Origin of the sequence: Pseudomaricurvus alkylphenolicus (genome assembly GCF_011683955.1) — a bacterium.
GTDB classification, from domain to species: domain Bacteria; phylum Pseudomonadota; class Gammaproteobacteria; order Pseudomonadales; family Cellvibrionaceae; genus Pseudomaricurvus; species Pseudomaricurvus alkylphenolicus.
This window is the reverse complement of the sequence record NZ_JAAQPI010000004.1, coordinates 319724-341755: the sequence shown is the minus strand read 5'-3', so window position 1 is coordinate 341755 and position 22032 is coordinate 319724. Positions and strand designations below refer to the sequence as shown.

Here is a 22032-nt window from a genome sequence, read left to right as displayed (position 1 = left end):
ACTCATCCACTTGGAGACCCGCTGGGAGAAAACAATGATAAAAATCACGAACACCCATTTTACCCAATGCGTTCTAGCCAGTGCCGTTATGGCAGTTGCCAGTACCGCTTTGGCACAAAATTGCGTGACGGCAACCAACCCTGTTCATGAATACGAAGGCCGCGCCACCTACTATTACTACTACGGGTACCAATACAACGCCGTGGGCTCCGGGGAATATATTGGTAACTTCTATGCCACCACATCACTGGCGCAAACCGCTCCCAATCACTGGGAGTCGGTTGACAACTGCGAGCTCCAACCCCAGGCTCCAACATTAAGCGCAGTCACCGTATCGGTTTCAGACAATGAGGTTACCGTCAGCGGTTCGGCCAGTGACGCAGATAATGATCTGGAAAAAGTGGTCCTGCAATACAATGGTACCGGCGCCGTTGAAGTTACTCCCAACTCATCCGGTAACTGGAACCACGTTACCTCTGATCATCCGACAGGTGAAAACTTCACTGTAAAAGCCAAGGCGGTTGACGCCGCAGGACTGGAAAGCGCATGGAGCAATGAGCAGACCTACAACGTCGGCGTGCCGCAGGAGTGCAACAGCGCTGACCTGGACCTGGCACAAATAGAAGCAGCGGTGCCTTATATCAACGCCAATGCACCGGGTCTGAACAGTTACATTGTTCGGCATTGCAACCAAATTGTTTCAGAAAATTACTTTGGTGAACACAATGCCACTATGTCGCACCAGCTCCAGTCCGCGACCAAGACCATCAGCGCGATTCTGATTGGCATAGCGATGGACAAAGGCTTTATTCCCAATGACCTGAATACACCTCTGTCGGACTTGTTGCCAGACTATGCCCATTTGTTGACGGGCAGCAAGGCCGAGATCACGTTGTGGAATGTGCTAACGATGACCACAGGTTTGTCCTGGAATGACTTTGATGTGCCTTCTGACTTCCAGAAGCTCAAAGAGACCGTCAACACCGACTCAGTGGAGTTTATTCTCTCCCGGGCTCATGACAGCCGCTATTCCAAACCCAAGGGCCAGTTTTTCTACAATACCGGCAGTTCTCATTTGCTCTCCGCCATCATTCATTACAATACGCCGGGTACCACACTGGAGTTTGCCGAGGAGCATCTGTTTACCCCCTTGGGGATTACCGGGGATTACTCTTGGTTGACCACCCTTGATGGCATCAATGCGGGCGGTTGGGACTCCTTTATGTTGCCCCGCGATTTCAATAAGTTGGGCCAGATGCTGCTGGACGAAGGCCAATGGCAAGGGCAGCAGATTGTCAGTCAGACCTACGTGGATCAAATGACCGCCGCCCAAGTTCAAAAGGATTCGTCAGCCAGCTGGTATGGATTCCAGATGTGGATTGAGACCGACTATGGTACCCAGGATTTGGCCGGTGCCCGTGGCTGGGGCAATCAGGATACCCTGGTACTGGAAAATGAGGATATGGTGGTGACCTTTACCGGGGACATCGACCAGACGGCTGCCAGTGACAACTACGCCGAAGTGAAGAAGATCATGCAGGACTATGTGACGCCGGCGCATGTGGTCAACGGTGGTTCTGGAGGGGGAGGCGGTAATGGCGGCAGCTGCGTGACCGCCACCAACGCCGAACACGAGTCCGCCGGCAGGGCCTATTCTTATTCTAATTACTATTACGCGACGGGATCGGCGGCCTACCTGGGCGCTGGCGGGGGTATCAGCGTCTCGCTGACACAGACCGCCAGCGGATATTGGCAGATTGCAGCCAATGGTTGTGATTGAGGCGGGCCGTTAAATAGTCAAGGACTATCAATGTTTCGAAATCCATACAAAATTAGTATGGGTTTCGGATAGAGGTTATGACGGCCCCGCAAGTTATAGACCCAGAACACAACCGATAAATGGGAGTAGAGGGTGGACAAGAAGCAGCGCGATAAACCGGCGGGCGGGGTCCTGGAGGCCTTCCTGCAGCATGGCGGATCGCTGAAGCATTTCTTGTCCCGTTTTATGATTACTCCCCATGAAATCGACGATGTGTCTCAAGAGGCCTTCCTGCGGGCTTATCAGGTGGAGCAGAGTCGTCCGATCGAACAGCCCAAGGCGTTTCTGTTCCGAATTGCCCGCAATTTGGTGTTGTCCGAGTTCAGTCGCAAGTCTTATAGGATTACGGACTATATTGAGGATTATGAACAACAGGACTTTCTGGAGGGAGACAGTCTGGAAGACAACGTCATGGCCCAACAAAAACTGGGCATCTATTGTGAGGCGGTGGCGTCGCTACCGGAACAATGTCGACGTGCTGTGCTGATGAAAAAAGTCTATGGGATGTCCAACCGGGAGATTGCGGAGCGTATGGAGCTGGCAGTGAGCACCGTAGAAAAGCACCTGGCGAAAGGTGTGCGTCTGAGTACTAAAATAATCAGCGAACGTTATGGCGAAGAGACCAAGGGCAGCACCAAAATGACACGTGGACAAAGAGAAGTCCTGCATGCTGGGAAGCGAGGGCGGCCGGGGCCGGAGCGGTAAGGAGTTGATAATGGCAAAGGTAGTGGAATTTCCCGATACTCATATTATTGAAGAAGAGGCCAGTCTCTGGATAGTACGCTTTGAAGACCACGAGCGACCCAGCCCCAAGGACATTGCCGCATTGCATCAGTGGATGGCCCGCAGCGACAAGCATCGCGACATCCTGCTGAGGATGGCGCAACATTGGAACCAAATGGATCTGCTGACCGAATTGCAAGTGCCCGCGGCTCAGCGCAGCAACAGCGCCCACAGCAGCGGTTGGCATAGATGGAGTAGCGCGCCCGCGATGGCGGCAATGCTCTTATTGCTAGTGACGGCATTGGGTTTCTGGCAGTTGCTGCCGGGCCCGCAATCCCAGGGCAGGATGTATGTCACCATGGTGGGGGAGCAATCCACGCATCGTTTACCCGATGGTTCAATCTTGTGGCTCAACACCAATAGCGAAATCGAAGTCTTCTACACGGAGCATAAACGGCAACTGTTGCTGCATAGCGGCGAAGCCCATTTCGACGTTCATCATGACCCAAATCGTCCGTTCGAAGTCTACGCAGCCGATCGAATGGTGCGGGCGGTGGGTACAGCGTTCTCTGTATTTCACAGCGATGCGCAGATCAAAGTGACCGTAACGGAAGGTGAAATCAATATCTCCTCTGTTCAGACCAAAGTCGCCGCACCGTTGTTCTCATTATTGGATTCGGATCAAAAACCGGGCTTTGAGCAAAGCAGCAAACAATTGCTGGGAGCCCTGGTGGCTGGTCAGAGCACAGCGCTGCCGCACAATGCCGGGACATTGGGCGATGTGCTCGATGTGGATCCCGCCCGTCTGAAGGCGGATCTGGCCTGGATCAGGGGGCGTCTGGAATTTCACGGACAAACGTTGGAAGAGGTGGTGACTGAAGTCAGTCGCTATACCCCGGTAAAGATCGAAATCACAGACCCAGAACTCAAATCACTGCGTATCGGCGGACAATTCAAAGTGGGTGAGACAGAAGCGCTCTTTAACGTATTGGAAACCGGATTCGGTGTTACCATTAGCCGCTTGAACGACCAGCATATTCAAATTTATGGTGACCGCACACCAAATCGGGATCGCTAGTAACAGGGACGAACGGGTTTGCTTCGCTCTTGAGCGGGGTGGTATCTGGGTGTGCCTGCTTTTCTTGCAATTCTGGTGTGTCGTCGCCAATGCGGAGGTATCAACCACCTACGATATCGATTTGCCCTCACAGCCGCTGATTCAATCACTGAAAACCTTATCCGATCAAACCCATACACAGATTCTCTACCCTTACAGGTTGGTGGAGCAGCATCAGGCTCCCGCGGTACGGGGACGACTCACTGTGAAACAGACTCTGCACAAATTACTGGGGCCGGCCGGTCTGGTCGGGCTGCAATCCGGCCACGGAATTTTTGCGGTTGCGCGGGCCTCAAGGTCGAAACAAGACCCCCGCCGTAAAGTACTGGACCGGTTGCTGGCTTTTCTGAAAGATACACCGTCGCAATCAACGTCGAACGGACGCAACGCGGTGACTGAGGAAATACTGGTCACTGCGCAAAAACGGGAACAGGCCTTACAAGAAGTACCGATCAGTCTCAGGGTCTTGTCAGCCGGCGTACTGGATACCATAGGGGCTGATCGCCTGGAAAGCCTGACCCGGGTAGTGCCGAGCTTGTCCATAACGGATTTTCAGCGGGGCAGCAACAATGTACAGATTCGCGGTCTTGGCTCCAATGTTGGTAATGTTGGTACCGTCGCCATATACAATGATGGTGTAATATCGGTAAATCGACTACAGGCCAACGGTATATTTGCGGAACAGGATACCACCCTGTTTGATATCGAGCGCGTTGAGGTTTTGCGGGGGCCTCAAGGTACTCTCTATGGTGAGGGTTCTTTTGGCGGAGTGATTAACATCATTTCTCGCCGCCCCGATTTAGAGACGTTTGCCGGATCGGTATCCTTTAAAAAGTTTGAGATCGAGGAGGGATCGTCGAACAACAGTCAACTGGCGGCCATGGTTAATGTGCCGTTGCTGGAGAAGCGGCTGGCGCTGAGACTGGTTGGTTTCGATAACGAACAAGCGGGTTTTATTGACGCTTATTCGGTCCTGCCGGCGCTTGACCCGGAAAACCCGCAGCCTCCCCAACTGGTTGGAGAAGACCTGAATTGGGAGCGCACCCGTGGCGGTCGCGCCATGATCGGCTTTCGCTGGAACGAACTCCAGGGGCAGTTGATCCATAAACGCGAACGCCTTCGTCAGGGTATTAATAAATATACCTCCCGCCGTTATATCAGGGATTTATTTGCTCACACGGGTACCCCCCCACCGGATTCGGACCTGGTTTTTCCTCTATTCAGGGATGTATTCGGTCGGGAGCAACGGGTACAAGAGGATTTACTCCAACTTGACTGGCACCTTCCCTTCGCCACCTTGAGTGCAGTCAGCGGATACGGTGATATTGTTGATGTGGACAACACTTTTCGCAGTCAGACGCGGGGTTGGAGTCAGGAGCTGCGGTTAGCCTCGGAGGAGACATTTCCCTGGATACTGGGTCTCTATTTTCGGGAGGCCTCACGAGAGACGCAGCTGCAATCCGAGCAGGCATTACTACGGGAAGACTTTACCCAGCAGTGGTCGTTGTTTGGCGAAGCAGCCTGGCCGCTGACGGACGATCTCAGGCTTATTCTGGGGATTCGTTACTCGGAACAGGAAAGTCGCAGCCTTGATCATATTAACGCCGATCAATTGGGGGATCTCTATCAAGTCAAAGAGCGATTTACCGACACATCTCCAAAAATTGGCATCGACTGGCAGCATTCCGACGGGTTGCTCTTTTACCTTTCAGCCAGCAAGGGTTTTCGTGCCGGCGGTGTCAATACTGATTTTTCTCTGGGGCAGGATGCCGGCTATGTTCGCTCCTTTCGGCCGGACGAAGTCTGGAATTATGAGCTGGGGCTAAAGCGCCGGCTGCTGCAAGGTCAGGGCTGGTTCAATCTGGCGGTGTTTTATATCGACTGGGATAAGGTCCAAATTGATCGGCCAATTCAGGACAATATTACGGCCAACGATTCGGAGCTGAGTAAGTTTATTACGGTAAATGGCGAAGGGGCACACAGTTTCGGTGCAGAAGCCGATCTTAACCTTAACCTGACCAGTGGCTGGACATTCAGTCTGGGGGCGTCGCTGATTCAGGCACAGTTTGACAGCGGTACCATCCTCTCCCCCTATAGAAATACAGAAAACCCCGATGGAATCTACCGATTGCAGGGTATGCGTCTGCCCAATGCACCGGAGTATCTTTTGAATCTCGGGGTTGAGCGGAGTTTTCAGCTTTCCTATGGACTGCAGGGCTATCTGCGCTGGGATTACAGTCTGCGGGGTCACTCCTATGCCGATGTACCCAATCAAGCCTCAGGCGTTGATTTTAATAACCGGCGTTTCGAAGTATCCAATTTCTTTGCCGGCTTGCGTGGCGACTGGTGGGGTTTGCAGCTGTTTGTGCGCAATCTGGAAGACGTCAACGCCAGTACTATGGATTGGTACGACGGCAGCTTCGACTTTCGGGCACAGTTAACGCCTCGCACCATCGGCCTGGGATTGTCTCTGCATTATCGGTAGAAAAAATTTCTTTCTCGATAGCGGTTTTGGTGAAGTAATCGGTTATAGCTCCAGCTACACCTAAAAACCAATAATCCAATATCAAACATCGATGTTATCGAGGAGGAGTTTATGAAGTCTCCCAACCCCCGCCAGAAGCTACTGGTCAACGCCATCGCCGCCGCCGCCATGGGTTACCTGCCGACATCCATAGCCCAGAACGCTGAAGATATTGGCAGTTTGCTTGAGGAAATTGTTGTTACCGCCACTGCGCGAGAGCAAACCGTCCAGGAAATCCCTTACAATATCTCCGCCATATCCGGCGCCGATATCGCCGCGTCTCAAATCACCGGTGAGGCCGATCTGTTGCGCTCTATCGCTGGTGTTGGCGTGATCGACCGTGGAGACCGCAATGCGGGTACAGTAAACAGCATCATTATCCGTGGTCTTAACGTCGACAACGGCAGCTCCGGTGACAATGCTTCCAATGCCGTAGCGGCTGTCTCCACCTACGTTGACAATACACCGCTCTATGCACGTTTCGTTCTCAAGGATATTCAACGGGTCGAAGTGCTGCGTGGCCCCCAAGGTACGCTCTATGGTTCCGGCTCATTGGGCGGCACCGTCAGATACATCAGTAACAAGCCCAATACCGAAGAATTCGAAGGCAGCGTGTCTGCCAGCTATGGAGAGGTGAATGGTTCCGGTGGTCACAACCAGACACTGGATATGATGCTCAATGTTCCCATCAACGATCAGTTGGCCATCCGCGGTCATATTGGCAAGGTCGATAACGATGGTTCCATCGACTACATCAACGCTTACCAACTTAACGAGTTTGGCGAACCGCTGCTGGATGATGGCAATGGCAATTGTCTCGACCCCCGCCAAGCCTCCGATCAGCAGGTGCTCCACAATGTCGGCTGTTTTACCAATCGCGAAGACGCCGATACCGTTGAGTTGGACTACGGTCGTGTTGCGCTGCAGTACGAACCCAGCGAATCCTTAAGTTTCCTGCTGGCCTACCAGACCCAGCGTGATAAGGTGGGTGGGCGTCGTGCAATCACCCTGGGTGATAATAATCAGCCGGAGGGATCACCGCTGCGCTTTGAATACGGCGATGACGACATTGGTCTGGTGCTGACAGAGCCTTCATCCCGGGATGTGGATATGCTGGCATTGGATGTGGAGTGGGACCTGGGATTCGCCACCCTCACCTCCAATACCTCCCGCTATGATCACGAGGGTGTCGGTGAACGTGATAATGGTGGTCTCTGGACCAGCGTTAACAGCGATGGTCGTGGTGACTGGGCCAGCATTTTGTACCCCGGATGGGCGCGTCCGGCCCATCGCACTGTGGCTGGCTTTAAAGACGAGACCTTTGTGCAGGAATTCCGGTTGGTTTCCAATAGCAGTGATGGCGCCTTTGATTGGCTGGCGGGGGTTTTCTACCTGGATCAGGAGAAGCAGGCGTACTCGGACAGCTTTAACCCTGGGATGAACAACTGGTCCCAGGCTTGCGCCCGTACCAACGATCCGATCTGCGCCGGCTTTTGGCCGTATCTGTTTGCAGCGGGCGTCCCCCTCAGTGAAAACGATTTTGAGTATGAACGCAACGAAACCTTTGAAGAGTTGGCGGTGTACGGAGAAGTCACCTGGCATCTCAGTCAAAAGCTTCGTGTCACGGGAGGTTTGCGATGGTTTGATAACGAATCCGTGGCCGATGGTGTGATGGGGTTCCCTCTGCTGGAAGGCGACAGCTCTCCGGTGGTGCAGGCCAATGTGGACGAAGACAGCGGTGTCCTGCTGAAGGTGAACGCCTCCTATGACCTCAGCGAAACCGCTATGGTGTACGGTACCATCTCAGAGGGTTACCGTCGTGGCGGCGCCAACTCTATTCCCGCTGATGGGCCTTTTGCCGAACCCAATGCAGAGGCCGTCAGTGCCTATGAGCGCGATACCGTCCTCAACTACGAGTTTGGTGTAAAGGGTCGTACGGATTCGCTGGCGTATACACTGTCTGCGTTCTATATCGACTGGAATGACCCGCAAATCAATACCGCCAGTACCTTCGGTTTCCTGATGGCCGACAATGGCGACTCCGCCCACACTCTGGGCCTGGAGGTGGAACTGGATGGTTACATTGGCAACAGCCTGCACTATCGCTTTGGCTACACCTGGACTGAGGCTGAGCTGGATTCGGACTTCGTCGGCACCCAATTGGGCAATGTGATTGCTGAAAAAGGGGAGCGTCTACCCGGCAGTGCTGAACACGTGCTCAGTTTGGGTATCGACTACACCTGGCCAGTTGCCGAAGGCATGGACCTGGTAGCCCAGGCCAATGGTTACTACCAGAGCGACAGCGAGAACTACATTGACAACGACAATGACCCCTTCAGCCAAACCCACGATGGATTTATGTTGTGGGGGGCGTCCGCCAGCCTGGTGACCGAACAGTGGAGCCTGGTGCTTTACGGTAAGAACCTGGGTAACGAGGAGGCGACCGGGGGTTCCTGGCCCGAGTCTGTGCGTACCTACGATAATGGCACCTTTGAAGGCTGGTACGGAAACGCCAACCTCCAGTTTATCGCACAGCCCCGTACCATTGGTCTCTCGGCGGCCTACAAGTTCTGAGGATACTAACAACAATCTCTCTCTACACTGGAATCTTTGCCGGGCCCTTGGCCCGGTCTTTGTTTTTCAGAATGAGAAAATTCTCGTTATATGACTGGCGGTTTTACCAGTTTCAAGCGACATACCTTTTGAGCCTGATCAGATTGTCATACCAGTTCGGAACCCGCCCATGCGAAAACGATTTATCCCAAGTTTGTTTTATCGTCTGCTGCCACTGACCTTTCTTGCACTCTTCGGTTGCCAGGAGAATGTCAGTACGACCTCTTTCGGTACAAGCCAAACTGAGTTAATACCGGCAGAATCCGCCATTGGGTGGCCAACTTATGGTGGCCAGCCCAGCGGCACCCAGTATTCCAGTCTGGAGCAGATCCACCGCGGCAATGTCGATGATCTGGAAGTTGCCTGGACCTACCATGTGGGGGAAAACCCCGGTCCCGGGGATGATGTGGATCCGGTGACCTATCAGGTCACTCCCATCATCGCCAACGGTATGATGTATCTCTGCTCACCCTTTAACAACATTATTGCGTTGAATCCGGGGACGGGTGAAGAAATCTGGCGCTTTGATCCGGACAAAGACCCGCGCGATACCTTCTATGGCCATAATTGCCGTGGTGTGTCCTACTGGGAATCGGAAGAGGCGTCTGTGCGTGAACAGCGTTGCGGCAAACGAGTTTTCGAAACCGTTCAAAACGGATTTCTGTTAGGTGTTGATGCCGATACCGGTGAGCTGTGCACAGATTTTGGTGACCAGGGCCGTGTGAATCTGAACGCTCTGGACTACAAGGGCAGTGGCAAACTTTATTCGGCATCGCCACCTGCCATCTACAAAAACGCCGTCATTGTGGGCGGAGGTTTTCACGACAATATGTACGGTGATGCTATCGACGGCATCATCCGGGCATTTGATGCGCGTACGGGCAAGGAGCTTTGGCACTGGAACCCGATCCCCGAACACCTTAGCGATAAAGTCGGCGGCGCCAACGCCTGGGCACCGCTCTCCATTGATATGGATCGGGGTTGGGTATTTCTGCCGACGGGCAGCCCGAGTTACGATGTCTATGGAACCGCTCGAACCGAACCGATTCCCCATGGTAACGCCGTGGTGGTGTTGGACGCGTTAACGGGAGAGCTGGTGTGGTCCTATCAAACCGTGCATCACGATTTATGGGATTACGATGTGCCTGCTATGCCCACCCTGGTCCGAGTGCAACGCCAGGGTGAGGTCAGGGAGGCGGTACTGCAACCGACCAAAACCGGTTACGTTTTTCTGTTTGATCGAGAGACCGGCGAACCACTGTTTGAGGTCAAGGAGATTCCCGTACCATCTTCAGATGTGGCGGGCGAAGTGAATTCACCCACGCAGCCTGTGCCCACATTGCCCGCCTCGGTAACCTCTACCCAGATTTCTATGGAGGACGGCTGGGGCGCAATGCTGATCGACGAGTGGGAATGCGAGAGCAAGTTAGAACCTCTTCGTAACGAAGGGCTGTTTACGCCACCCAGCGTCAACGGGTCAGTTCTGCATCCCTCGTTTTTGGGAGGAAGTAATTGGGGCGGTATTGCCTATGACGCGGCATCCGGTTTGGCAGTGGTTAACTCTTCCAATCTGGTGTCCTCGGTAACGCTGGTGAAACGCGATGAATACGATAAGGAAAAACACCCGGGCTCTTACTACGAAATGAAGGGCGCCCCCTACGTGATGGCACGCAATGTGCTGTTGTCGTCGATAACCGGAGCGCCTTGTAATCCACCCCCCTGGGGTAATCTGACGGCCATCGATATGAACACTGGTGAAACCCGCTGGCGTATTCCCTTTGGGCAGGTTGAGCTGTTTGGTCCGTTCAAAAGCCCGCAGGCCTGGGGAGCTCCCAATCAGGGCGGCCCTATCATTACAGCGGGGGGATTGGTGTTTATCGGTGCGAGCCCGGACAGTCTGTTACGAGCCTATGACCTCCACACTGGAGAATTACTTTGGAAGGGCGATATCCCCGCTCCGGCCATCGCCACGCCCATGACCTACGCCTATGGCGAAAAACCGCAGCAGTATGTGGTGATCGCCGCCGGCGGACACGACGGCTTTGAAACCGTTAAAAGCGATGCAATTGTAGCGTTTCGTTTGAAAAAGTAGGATCTTCAGGACGATTTTCGAGGTTTAGATTTGGCTGCATTGTGCCATAACCGGTCTTAGAAATTCGCAGGATTGGTACTCTGACGGCGTTGTTTATGCGTAGGGCGGATTAGGCGCTTGCGCCGTAATCCGCCGGTTCTGCCGGAGATGTTCGTTGGCTTCGGCCCGGTTTTTAACACCCTTGAATGTGCCTGTAACAGGTGATTTGTACACGGCCGCCGCCAATTTAAACCTTCGGCGGATCGGTGGATTACGAAGCGCAAAGCGCTTCTAATCCACCCTACGTCGTGCGGCCGTTGCGGACATCATCGAAGGCCCATGGTGCCCTGAACCAGGATTATGAACTTCCGGTTATGGCACTTTGCTGCCTCTCCAGGCAGTCCATCAGGCGTTTTTCCCACGATTATTGTGCTTTGCAAACCAGGCCTGGGTAAAATCAATAAAGGCTCTGAGTCGGGCTGACTGGCGAATCTGTTGGGGGTGAATAATAAAGATCTTTTGCCCCCGAATCTTTTCCCGTTCGAGAACTTTGACCAGTTTGCCCGATTCCACTTCCCGATCGATAAAGTACTCCGGCAGACGAATAATACCACGCCCCTGCAATGCCAGCTGTTTGAGCGCATAGTTGTCGTTAAGTTCAATCCAGCCCTTGATAGGGACTTCTCCGCTCTTAAAGCGCCACGTATGTTGCGACGGCCTGCTCAGGCAATGGTGCTGTGCCAGGTCTTTCGGTGTTCTGGGGGTGCCGAATGTTGTCAAGTATTCCGGGGAGGCACAACAGGGGTGTTGGTAAGACAGTAAGGCTTTGGCGACCATATTCTGTGGCGGGGTGTTGGTTGCTCGAAAAGCCAGATCAAAATTACTCTGCATCAAATCGTAGTTGGTATAACTGGAATCGATGGAAAACCGAATGCCCGGATGTTGCTTGCGGAATGCGTGGCAAATGTCCTGCAGGTAACGCTGGGAAAACAGGTTTGGGGCCGTAATCCTCAAGGTTCCCTCCAGGGCTCTGCGTTCGTGTTGCACGCTGCGTTCCAACTCCAGTAATGAACTCCTGATATTCTCCATCCCCTCAAGAAATCGCTGGCCTTCGGAGGTCAGCATGACATTGCGGGTGGATCGGATCAGCAGTGGTGTGCCAATCTCTTTTTCCAGGTGTTTGATCTGATCGGACAGATAACCCCGGGAAATGCCCAGGGTTTCCGCCGCCTGGGTAAAGCTCAGTTGTTTGGCCACTTCGCTAAACAGCATATAACGCTCGATCTTTTTGTGTTCCCGACTCAAGGCACCCACCATGAAATTACTGTATATAAAACATTCTACATCATTGTTCGATATATAGAATAATGATTTCGAGAAGGTCCGCTGACCTCCGGGGTGTGTATAGCTACAATTCGGACATGCAAACAAAAAGGACACCTCCATGACAGCTCTTCCACTACGCCAGTTCTTAACCAATGTCAGCGACCTCGCCTATGGCTGCATGGGCCTGGGAGGAGACTGGGATCCCGACAGCAGCGTGACTCTTGAACATGTCCAGCAGGCGCACGAGGTCATTGATGCGGCTCTGGAGGCAGGCATCAATTTCTTTGACCATGCGGATATCTACACGCGGGGTAAGGCGGAGACCGTATTTGGTCGCGTACTGAAACAACGCCCCGAACTAAGACAGCAAATCTATCTTCAATCCAAGTGTGGCATCCGCTTTGACGATGAGCTGGGGCCGAAGCGTTACGATTTTTCCGGCGCTTGGATCACCCGCTCGGTGGATGGCATTTTGACCAGGCTCAATGCGGATTACATCGACGTGTTATTGCTGCACCGCCCGGATCCGTTAATGGATATCGATGAGGTGGCGAAAACATTTTTATCGTTAAGAGAGTCCGGAAAAGTGAATCACTTCGGGGTCTCTAATATGCATTGTCATCAAGTGGCCTATTTGCAGTCCCATCTGGACATGCCGCTGGTGGTGAATCAATTGGAGATCAGTCTGCAACAACGTGGCTGGGTTGACGAAGGTGTGTATGCGGGTAATCCACAAGGGGCCGATGTCAACTTTACCGCCGGCACTCTGGAGCACTGCCGCCAGCAGGGTGTACAGGTGCAGTCTTGGGGCAGCTTATGCCAGGGGCTATTCTCCGGCAGGGATGTTTCGGAGCAGCCCGGGCATATTCGTGCAACGGCGGATCTGGTGGCGTCTCTGGCGGAAAAGTATCAGGTAAGTCAGGAAGCGATCTTGTTGGCCTGGATCATGCGTCATCCGAGTCGTGTGCAACCGGTTATCGGCACAACCAATATTGCCCGAATCAAGGCTTGCAGCGAGGTGGGCCATATCAGCTTGAGTCGAGAGGACTGGTATGCTCTGTATGTGTCTGCGCGCGGGCAGAAGCTACCCTGAAACCTACAGTGACAAACTCTTTGTTGTTGCAAATAGCTCGAACGAATCATTTCATCTGCACAATCTCCTGGCTACTATAAAGCGGCTAACGCGCAGATGAACTTAGACCAAGGGTGGAACCAGAGTGAAAACAGCAACCGTATTTTGGATTTGTTTATTAAACAGCTGTTTGGTGAATACGGTTTCTGCAGAGTTCAACTTTTACACCGAGAACGTCGTATCGGCGCCGATGGAATATGAAGCGGCTTTGGATCGATGGATGCAAAGCGACGGCGGAAAAGCTTCGGGATACGGTTTAACCCTGTTTTCCGTGACCTCCAACGGCAGTACCCCGGCGACCCACGTCCTGGTTGCGCAAATGGAGAGCTACAAGGGCGTGGACAAGATGCAGAGCGTGGCCGCCCAATCCGCGGATTGGAACACGCTTCAAAACGCATTGAGCCCGATAAGCCGCCGGTATACAGAAGGCCACGCTCAGGAGTTGATGACGTTTGGGAGGGCGAGTTGGAAGGAAGGTGATCATCTGGCGGCCATAGCGATGCAAGTGCGGGATCAGGCATCCTACCAAAAGGCGTTTGCTAAACTGCTGTCTTCACCGACTGCCAACAAGCCCCCCGGAATGATTCGCCTGATGAAAACCCTGGAAGCCGGGCAGGTCACCCACTATGTGTTGGTGTCTGCCTCAAGCTTTGCTGAACTCAACCACTATCTCGATGATGTGCGTGCAGCAGAAGAATTTACCCGGTTTGAGCAACAGGTGACAGCTAATCGCAAGCTGGTGGCAGTGCGATATATCAAAGTTCAGAAAGTCTGGTAGAGCTGAATCATCCATATCCACAGGATAATTTGTTCAGTAAACTGACCCGGTTGTTAACTCCTACCTTGCGGTAAATCGACTGCAGGTGATTTTTTACCGTCCAGGGGCTAATGGCCAACTGTTCGCCGATTTTCGCCGCCGTCAGTCCTTTTTCAAGCTGTCGGACGATGTCTTTCTCCCGTGTACTGAGCCAATATTGAGGACTGTGTTGCTTCAGTTCTGACCCTGTTTCCGAAGACTCCGGTGTGCACGCCTTTGGCGTTGTGTCTGCGTCTAGTATTTTATGGCTCAATACCCGATTGTAGTAAGTGGCGCTTAACATGGGGGCCAGCAGCTGAGCCAATTCGACATCGGTTTTCTCATAAACCGAAAATCCCCTTGCCCTGGACAAACTGATGTTGCCCAGCAGCTTGCCGCCGATATTCAGTGAAATGGTCAAAATATCGTGATTATTATTGGGCGATAAAATTTCGCGATACAGTGCCGAGCGGCGCAATTGCTGCGGTGAGGTAATCGAGACCAGTGTAAACACCTGTTGCCCACCTGGACGGTTCGAAACCCAGCGGGTCAGTGGGTCTGAGGCAAGTACTTCGGAGAAATAGAGTTCCTGATAATTCTCGTCCATCTGCGTAAAGAAGATATCCTCCCGCTTCATCTTGGAGGCCTTGCCGTCGGCATCGGCCCAGTGCATAAATGCCGAAGCAGATGCCGAAAACAGAGTGCTGAGGCGGCTGACCGATTCCACACGAAAGTCATCCATATTGTCAATATCGGTTAAAACCTGACCCAGGTCGTGAATGCGTTGCAAGCTGGAGGGGCTTATATACATATGGTGTCACTTTTATTTTGATACATTATTATGGATTTATCATAAATCTAAGTATCGCAAATTTTGCGCTGTCGGATCAATAAAAGAGGGGGTCGATTGGCCTATTTAACCTTCATTTTGGGAATATCAAAAGCGATTGAAAATACTCTAAAGCCATAAAAAATAGCTCTTTCGTATCATAGGGTAGTCCTCAAGGGCGTTGCTACCATGATTTTCTACCAAACAACGCCGGAACTGAGAGAGCCAAGATGAAGCATAATAATAGAAAACTGCTGTCTGCCACCATTGCTGCGCTGATCACTGCAGGGGTTGCCGCGCCCGGCCACGCACAGCTGGAAGAAATTGTCGTTACCGCGCAGAAAATCACTCAGAGTGTCAACGACGTAGGAATCACCGTCAATGCTTTCACTGGCGATACCATCAAGGATATGGGGGTCGCCAGTGCCGAGGATATAGCCGCCTTTACACCGGGTTTAACGGTCAGTTCTCCGGGTGCCACAGGGGTACCTGTATACACCATCCGTGGTGTTGGTTTTCAGGATATCACCACCACCAGTTCATCTACGGTAGGGCTCTATTTCGATGAGGTGGCAATTCCTTATACCGTGATGAGTCGTGGCGCTCTGTTTGATGTCGAGCGGGTCGAAGTACTCAAGGGACCCCAGGGTGACCTCTATGGCCGCAATACCACGGCGGGGCAGATCAACTACATCAGCAAAAAACCGACGCATGAGTTTGAGGCCGGGTTTACTGCCAGCTATGGCCGTTTTGATGTGCTTGACTTCGAGGGCTTTGTCAGTGGCGGGCTTACCGAATCGGCGCAGGCGCGGGTGGCCATAAAAAGCACCCAATCCAACCGGGGCTGGCAACAGAGTGTGAGCCGGCCCGGAGACGAGCTGGGGGAAAAAGACACGCTGGGGATCCGAACTTTGCTCAGTCTCGATCTGGCTGAAAACGCCTCCGTGCTGTTGAAGCTCCACTACGTAGATGACCAATCCGACAACCAGGCCCAAACCCCCTACGACGGCAGGCAGGTAGGTCTGGCTGAAACCGGTGCACCCTACCGACCACTCAATGACTATGTTCTGCCGGGAGGGGCGAACTTTGGGCAAACACCACCCTGGTATTCACTGGGTGACAATCGCGCCGCCGATTGGACCAACAGCTGGACCAACCCGGTAACTGGTGAAACCCATAGCCTTCGACCCGGCAGGGACAATCAGCTCAAGGGTTTCTCCGCCAAGCTGGAATGGAATCTCGGAGATATCACACTCACTTCGATCAGCGCCTACGATGACTTCGAGCGCCTGGAAACCAACGATGTGGATGGCGGGGCCTTCTCCGTGCAGGAGAATATTAATGGCACTGACCTGGAAGTCTTTTCCCAAGAGTTGCGATTGTCGTCACAAACCGACCGGTTACTCTGGATTGCCGGTGTTTATTTCTCGAAAGACGAAGCGGACGAGTTTTATAATTTTTTTATGGCGGATTCCATTTTTGGTGATGGTTCTGCTGCCTGGGGATTGCCCACGCCATTTGCCGCTTTCCCCATCCGCCGCTTACACACCAAATATCAGCAGGAAACTGAATCCCGCGCGGTATTCGGACACCTGGAGTACAACATTACAGAGCCACTGCGCCTGACTCTGGGGTTGCGTTACACGGAGGAAGAACGGGACTGGTCCGGTTGTACCTTTGATGCTGGCGACATGGGGCTCTCGGGCTTTTGGAATGGTGCCATCGGTGCAACGCTTGGTGCCGGAGCTTGCGGTACTCTGGACGATACGGCAGGTGCGCCAACCAATATCGCCAACGTGATAGGCACTGCTGACGTCAACGACGCCTTTCATCCTTTTAAAACGGACATCAGTACCGAAAAATGGATGGGGAAAATTGGACTCGACTATGCTGTTACCGAGGACTTCCTGATTTATGGAACCCTGGCGACTGGCTTTAAATCCGGCGGTTTCAACGGCAACAACTCCAACACGACGACCCAACTGGAACCCTACGACCCCGAGGAACTCACCTCACTGGAGCTTGGTGTAAAGGCGACGCTGCTTGATCGGACCTTACAGCTGAACGCTGCGGTGTTTCACTACGACTACAAAGACAAACAAGAGTCCGAGCGGGCGATAACCTTTGTGGGTGCCATCGGCGGCCTGGGGAATGTGGACGAGTCGGAGATACAGGGAGCCGAGCTGGATATACAGTGGGCGCCCGTTGAGGGGCTGAGCGTTAACCTCGGTGCGGCCTATCTGAATACCGAAATCAAGAAGTGGATAACGCCGGTGTCGGGGGATTTTGACTTCGCTACGGGCACAGCGGTAAACGTTGTCACAGTCGACGCTTCCGGTTCCGGTCTGCCACAGGCACCGGAGTGGTCCTACAATGCCATGGCCCGCTACGAGTGGCCAGTGGGTGAGCAACTGGTGTTGGAGGTCAGTGCCGATATCAACTTTACCGACGAAACCCCGGACCCGGTACGAGAGCAAAATTCACTGGACGACTACACCCTGGTGAATGCCAGAGTCGGCATCAGTGATACCGAAGGCCAGTGGCGTTTACTGCTCTGGAGTCGCAACCTGACAGATGAGTATTACTACACCGGCGCCTTTGGTGGTACCAATGGCGGCTATGTTCGCTCCGTTGGCCTGCCTCGCACCTATGGCGTTTCCCTCGAATACGACTTTTAAATAACGGACCGAAGTAATGAGACCATTTAGTTTACTGACAGCCGGCGCATCGAGCTTACTGGCAGCCTGCGCCATGCTGGCCGGCTGTAACTCAACGAGCATTTCCCATCCGGCAGCCGACACGGTGATCACCAATGGCCGTATTTATACCATCGATGCTTTACAGCCTTGGGTTGAGGCGGTCGCTATCAGCAACGGAAGATACACCTGGGTAGGCAAGAGTGAAGATGCCCAACAGCATATTGGTGTCGAGACTCGGGTGATTGACTTGGCGGGCCGTATGGCAATGCCGGGCATCAACGATGCCCATCTGCATCCGGCTCGCGGTGGCACCAAGGAATTGTTCGAATGTAATTTTCCGTTCAGCGCTTCACCCGAGCAAATTCAGGCGAGAGTTGCTCAATGTGTGAAAGACAATCCGAGCGCCGTATGGATTCGCGGTGGTCAGTGGGACAGTGGTTTTTTCGATACTTATCAGATCGACAACCCCAGGGATTTCCTGGATGCTGTCTCCGGCGACAAAGCTGTAGTACTGAACGACGATAGCAACCACAATGGCTGGGTCAACTCCAAGGCTCTGGAACTTGCTGGCATTACCAAAGACACTCCCGACCCTTCGGACGGTACCTATGTGCGGGATCCTGCTACCGGCGAACCCAATGGTATTTTGCTGGAAGGGGCAGAGCAGCTGATGATGGATCAATTGCCGGACTGGAGCCAGAGTGAATACCGGCAAGGCGTCCGAGAAGCTGTGCGTATCGCCAACCGCTTTGGTATTACCGGTATGAAAGATGCGATGGCCACCGAACCCGCCATCGCAGCCTATCATGAACTGGACCAGCGGGATGAACTCAGTATTCACATGGCCGCTGCGATTGCAACGCCCTATGGTCATCGCCAGCAACCACTGGACTACGAGCGGATTGATCGTATTCGCAAGCAGTATGCCAGTGCCCATGTACACCCCAATTCCGTCAAGCTGTTTTCGGATGGAGTGCCGACCGCGTCTCGAACCGCGGCAATGTTGAAACCCTATGTCCCAATTCACCCGGATGGTGCAGCCTTTGCCGGTATGCTGCACCTTGAACCCGAGCTGATGGCAACAGATCTGATTGAGCTCGATAAACGGGGCTACACCGTGAAAATTCACACCGCCGGAGATCGTTCGGTCAGGGTCGCACTGGATGCGATAGAAGCGGCGCGCAAGGTCAACGGCGACAGTGGCTTGAGGCACGAGCTTGCACACGCAGGTTATATCGATCCCAATGACTTACCCCGATTCGTTCAGCTGCAGGCGGTTGCCGACTTGTCTCCTTACCTCTGGCATCCATCTCCCATAATTGACTCTATAGTTTCCGCTGTGGGTTCGCCCCGTGGCGAGCAATACTGGCCTATTCGCGATCTGCTCTCTGCGCGCGCACCGGTACTGGCGGGCTCTGATTGGCCCGCCGCGGTGGAAACCATCGACCCCTGGTTGGGATTGGAGGCCATGGTTTCCAGGGCAGATCCCAAAGGTGTGCACCCCGGTACTTTCTGGAATGAACAAGCCATCAATATTGAACAGGCACTGCGTATTTTCACTCTCGATGGTGCCGCTGCACTGGGTCTGAAGTCCGTTACAGGCTCGGTTCAAGTCGGCAAATCCGCGGATCTGATCGTGTTGAACCACAATCTCCTCGAAGTGTCTGTGGAGGACATCAGCGAAACTCGCGTTGAATTGACTCTATTTGAAGGGGAAGACGTGTACGAAAACCTCGATACAAACACCGCTTCGTCGCAGAAGCCATAACGGAATAGTCAGGGCGGGTTGTCTTCAGCTGCCGCCCGACATAATCAGGTGAAGACTGAATGAAATTCGAATACTTTCCCAAAGCCGGCCTCATTGTGCTCTGCTTACTTTTCTTTGCTGCCAGCACCCATGCGCACCGTGGTGATCAGTTGTTGCCGTTACAGCATGCGGTAGCGCAGTGGGCCAACGCCTACCAGGGAGACAACTATGAGGATATGCAGGCGCTTTTATCCGCCGACTTTGTCAACCCCCAAGCCTACCTGGCACGCATGCGTCTGATACCCGTAAAGCGGGTGATTCTACGCTACGCCAATTATCGTATTCACGGCGGTCACGACAAAGGCTATCGGGCTACGGTGTCGTCCATTGTGCACGTACCCTATCGGGAACTGAACGTACCCTATTCCCTGACCATGGAACTGGTGCAAGAAGGTGAAGACTGGAAAATTCTGACCATGACGGAATTCGACGAGGTGCCGGACGAACTCGCGACGGATAATCACCCGCTGCAGAAAATCACCCAAGACGTTGCCATCAAACTGAGGGATGAGGATACCGGAAAACCCGTACACGCTCGTGTGCATATTCGCGACGCCGGGGGGGACTACTGGCCACCACGGGGGCATCGAAAGCAGATTGCTGAGGGGTGGCGGGAAGACATTGGTGGCGATGTGGTTGTGGCGGGCAAGACCTTTGCCTATGTCGAACCGGATTTTATCGCCCCATTACCGGTCGGTGAATATGTTATGGAAGTCAGGCGGGGGCTGGAATATGAGCCAGTTGACGTCAGGTTTGAGGTTCGCTCAGGCAAGAAACTCAGTCTTCAGGTCGATCTGAACCGATGGATTCATATGGCTGAAGAAGGTTGGTACTCCGGTGATACTCACACCCACTTTCTCGATCCACAGACCGCCATGCTGGAGGCAAGAGGCGAAGACCTTAATGTCATCAACGTGTTGATCTCATCCGGTGGCAACCTGATTACCCAGGTACCTCACTTCACGGGAGGCCCCAGTGTGTTCTCGGACGAAAACCACATCGCTTACATCGGCGAGGAGACCCGACACGACTACTTGGGGCATACAGTGCTGCTAAACCTGAAAGAATTGATTTACCCATTTGGCTGGGGTGGCCCACATACGGGCGTGCACAATGCCTATGATTATCCCACCATGGCGCAGCAGGCCGATAAAGCCCACGAGCAGGGCGCGCTGGTAGCCTGGTCTCATTTTCCTCATCCCCACGGCGAGCTGCCCATTGATGTGGCTCTGAATAAGGTGGATGCGGTGGAAACCATGGTGTTCGGAGATCCGCTGGAAAAGCACCCGGTAAGGGTTCGCATGGGAGAGTTCACCCCTGAGGCGATCAGTCCAATGGAGTTATGGTACAGCTTGCTCAATACGGGTTTCGATATGCCGGGGCTGGGTTCGACGGACAAAATGTGGAACAGCCAAGTATCCGGCTCCGTTCGTACCTATGTCGACGTCCAGGGCGAGTTTAACTACAACAACTGGGTCCAAGGCATTGACGCTGGTCGCACCTTCTTTACCTCCGGGCCGATGTTGTTTTTCTCACTTGACTACCATGGTGCGGGAGACCGGCTGAAGCTTGCCAAGCCAGGCAAAAAACCTTTTGAAGCTCTTGTCGTCTCACACTTACCAATTGATCGTATCGAGATTCTTGTCAACGGTGAAGTGGTGGCCACCAAACTCAATCGCGACAAAGAGAAATCGTTGAGATTTAGCGGCGAGCTGATGTTGGATGATAGCAGCTGGGTGGCGGCGCGAGCCTACTCAGCCCAACAGCTGCCAACCCAGGCACATTTGACCGGCGGCGGTTCCCCTGTGATGGCCCACACCAGCCCTGTTTATGTGGACTACAAAAAGCGCCCCAGAACGTCGGCGAAGAGTGCACGTTATTTACTGGATATTATTGAACGGACCATTGCCTGGGCTGAAAAAAAGGCACGTTATCATAATGAGCAACAGCGGCAGGAGGTACTCGATCTGTACCGCAGTGCAAGGGAAGTGTACCTTAAACAGCTGAGAGACTAATCTTTGAGCCAAGGGCCAGAAGATCTGGATTGATCTGGCCCTGCTTCGTCGAGTCTGAGTAACGATTGAGACTTACTCTTGGAATTACTTCTCTAAATTTGTTCCTCGGTTATCACAGGGGGCTGCTGTTTGTCGTTTCCTGTCAGTCGGTAGAATGCAAACAGCCAGACCACCAAGCCCGAAAGGATCCCAGTTTGTATCCAGTAAGGTGTCGTGGTGAGTCCGGATTTCAAGGTTTGGAAATCCGTTGTCAGATTGATGTACGACAAGCCAATCACAACACCAGAGAAGGCTAGCAAAAACGGCGCCAGAGTCCCGCGGTTGTTTGCCGCCGCGTAGCTGAAACCCGCCCAACCGACGCAACAAAAGGAAATAATGGTATCCTGATATTGATGGGAAGGTACGTCGAAATAAACAAACAGCACAGGCACCTTAAAGCCGGTTACATGTGCTGCAGCCATCACGAGGAAGTATGCTGTACAGGCAAGTAGAGAGTATCGAAGTATTAAATCATTTTTGTTCATTGTAGTTTCCGTAGGTCAGTCAGAAAATCTGGTTTGG

Annotated in this window: 14 protein-coding genes; 11 read left to right on the top strand and 3 right to left on the bottom strand. The window is 53.2% G+C overall.

Annotated elements, in window-relative coordinates:
• The first annotated feature begins 34 nt into the window (after positions 1-34).
• The 6 genes from HBA55_RS13235 (at position 35) to HBA55_RS13210 (ending at position 10888) form a co-directional block, all read left to right on the top strand.
• Entirely contained in the window at positions 35-1780 is a 1746-nt protein-coding gene (locus HBA55_RS13235) for a serine hydrolase domain-containing protein (RefSeq protein WP_166991802.1), read from the top strand.
• A gap of 132 nt (positions 1781-1912) precedes the next feature.
• A complete protein-coding gene (locus tag HBA55_RS13230) occupies positions 1913-2524 on the top strand; it encodes a sigma-70 family RNA polymerase sigma factor (protein ID WP_166991799.1) in 612 nt (203 codons plus the stop codon).
• 10 nt (positions 2525-2534) lie between these two features.
• Positions 2535-3620: a FecR family protein gene (locus tag HBA55_RS13225; RefSeq protein ID WP_166991796.1), complete on the top strand. Its 1086-nt coding sequence runs from the start codon at positions 2535-2537 to the stop codon at positions 3618-3620.
• Positions 3589-6144: a TonB-dependent receptor gene (locus HBA55_RS13220; RefSeq protein ID WP_166991793.1), complete on the top strand. Its 2556-nt coding sequence runs from the start codon at positions 3589-3591 to the stop codon at positions 6142-6144. Before HBA55_RS13225 ends, HBA55_RS13220 begins: the two co-directional genes overlap by 32 nt.
• Before the next feature lie 111 nt (positions 6145-6255).
• Positions 6256-8757: a TonB-dependent receptor gene (locus tag HBA55_RS13215; RefSeq protein ID WP_166991790.1), complete on the top strand. Its 2502-nt coding sequence runs from the start codon at positions 6256-6258 to the stop codon at positions 8755-8757.
• A gap of 169 nt (positions 8758-8926) precedes the next feature.
• A complete protein-coding gene (locus HBA55_RS13210; RefSeq protein WP_166991787.1) occupies positions 8927-10888 on the top strand; it encodes a pyrroloquinoline quinone-dependent dehydrogenase in 1962 nt (653 codons plus the stop codon).
• Positions 10889-11272: 384 nt separating this feature from the next.
• On the opposite strand, the gene HBA55_RS13205 is transcribed toward HBA55_RS13210, so the two are convergent.
• Positions 11273-12172, bottom strand: coding sequence for a LysR family transcriptional regulator (locus HBA55_RS13205; protein ID WP_206019788.1), 900 nt, complete (start codon positions 12170-12172; stop codon positions 11273-11275).
• Between the two features lie 139 nt (positions 12173-12311).
• Here HBA55_RS13205 and HBA55_RS13200 point away from each other — a divergent pair, with 139 nt between their 5' ends.
• The gene (locus HBA55_RS13200; protein WP_166991781.1) at positions 12312-13286 is read left to right on the top strand and encodes an aldo/keto reductase; all 975 of its coding nucleotides are present in this window, start codon (positions 12312-12314) and stop codon (positions 13284-13286) included.
• A gap of 172 nt (positions 13287-13458) precedes the next feature.
• The gene (locus HBA55_RS13195; RefSeq protein ID WP_166991778.1) at positions 13459-14103 is read left to right on the top strand and encodes a hypothetical protein; all 645 of its coding nucleotides are present in this window, start codon (positions 13459-13461) and stop codon (positions 14101-14103) included.
• Between the two features lie 7 nt (positions 14104-14110).
• Here HBA55_RS13195 and HBA55_RS13190 read toward each other — a convergent pair whose 3' ends face one another.
• Positions 14111-14932, bottom strand: coding sequence for a helix-turn-helix domain-containing protein (locus tag HBA55_RS13190; RefSeq protein ID WP_166991775.1), 822 nt, complete (start codon positions 14930-14932; stop codon positions 14111-14113).
• Positions 14933-15180: 248 nt separating this feature from the next.
• Here HBA55_RS13190 and HBA55_RS13185 point away from each other — a divergent pair, with 248 nt between their 5' ends.
• From HBA55_RS13185 to HBA55_RS13175, 3 genes are read left to right on the top strand one after another with little or no spacing between them, the layout of a single operon-like run.
• Complete coding sequence (locus HBA55_RS13185) at positions 15181-17628, top strand: TonB-dependent receptor (protein ID WP_166991772.1); 2448 nt, start codon at positions 15181-15183, stop codon at positions 17626-17628.
• Positions 17629-17644: 16 nt separating this feature from the next.
• The gene (locus HBA55_RS13180; protein WP_166991769.1) at positions 17645-19417 is read left to right on the top strand and encodes an amidohydrolase; all 1773 of its coding nucleotides are present in this window, start codon (positions 17645-17647) and stop codon (positions 19415-19417) included.
• Positions 19418-19476: 59 nt separating this feature from the next.
• Positions 19477-21471 carry a CehA/McbA family metallohydrolase gene (locus tag HBA55_RS13175; protein WP_166991766.1) on the top strand — a complete coding sequence of 665 codons (1995 nt, stop codon included), beginning with the start codon at positions 19477-19479 and terminating at the stop codon, positions 21469-21471.
• Between the two features lie 92 nt (positions 21472-21563).
• Here HBA55_RS13175 and HBA55_RS13170 read toward each other — a convergent pair whose 3' ends face one another.
• Positions 21564-21995 (bottom strand): hypothetical protein, encoded by a 432-nt coding sequence (locus tag HBA55_RS13170; RefSeq protein WP_166991763.1) that lies wholly within the window; start codon positions 21993-21995, stop codon positions 21564-21566.
• Positions 21996-22032: the final 37 nt, after the last annotated feature.

Bases quoted from the DNA above. Each gene is read 5' to 3' on its own strand.
- HBA55_RS13175 (WP_166991766.1), top strand. From the start codon at position 19,477: ATGAAATTCGAATACTTTCCCAAAGCCGGCCTCATTGTGCTCTGCTTA.
- HBA55_RS13190 (WP_166991775.1), bottom strand. From the start codon at position 14,932: ATGTATATAAGCCCCTCCAGCTTGCAACGCATTCACGACCTGGGTCAG.
- HBA55_RS13180 (WP_166991769.1), top strand. From the start codon at position 17,645: ATGAGACCATTTAGTTTACTGACAGCCGGCGCATCGAGCTTACTGGCA.
- HBA55_RS13170 (WP_166991763.1), bottom strand. From the start codon at position 21,995: ATGAACAAAAATGATTTAATACTTCGATACTCTCTACTTGCCTGTACA.
- HBA55_RS13210 (WP_166991787.1), top strand. From the start codon at position 8,927: ATGCGAAAACGATTTATCCCAAGTTTGTTTTATCGTCTGCTGCCACTG.
- HBA55_RS13185 (WP_166991772.1), top strand. From the start codon at position 15,181: ATGAAGCATAATAATAGAAAACTGCTGTCTGCCACCATTGCTGCGCTG.
- HBA55_RS13220 (WP_166991793.1), top strand. From the start codon at position 3,589: ATGGTGACCGCACACCAAATCGGGATCGCTAGTAACAGGGACGAACGG.
- HBA55_RS13225 (WP_166991796.1), top strand. From the start codon at position 2,535: ATGGCAAAGGTAGTGGAATTTCCCGATACTCATATTATTGAAGAAGAG.
- HBA55_RS13200 (WP_166991781.1), top strand. From the start codon at position 12,312: ATGACAGCTCTTCCACTACGCCAGTTCTTAACCAATGTCAGCGACCTC.
- HBA55_RS13235 (WP_166991802.1), top strand. From the start codon at position 35: ATGATAAAAATCACGAACACCCATTTTACCCAATGCGTTCTAGCCAGT.
- HBA55_RS13215 (WP_166991790.1), top strand. From the start codon at position 6,256: ATGAAGTCTCCCAACCCCCGCCAGAAGCTACTGGTCAACGCCATCGCC.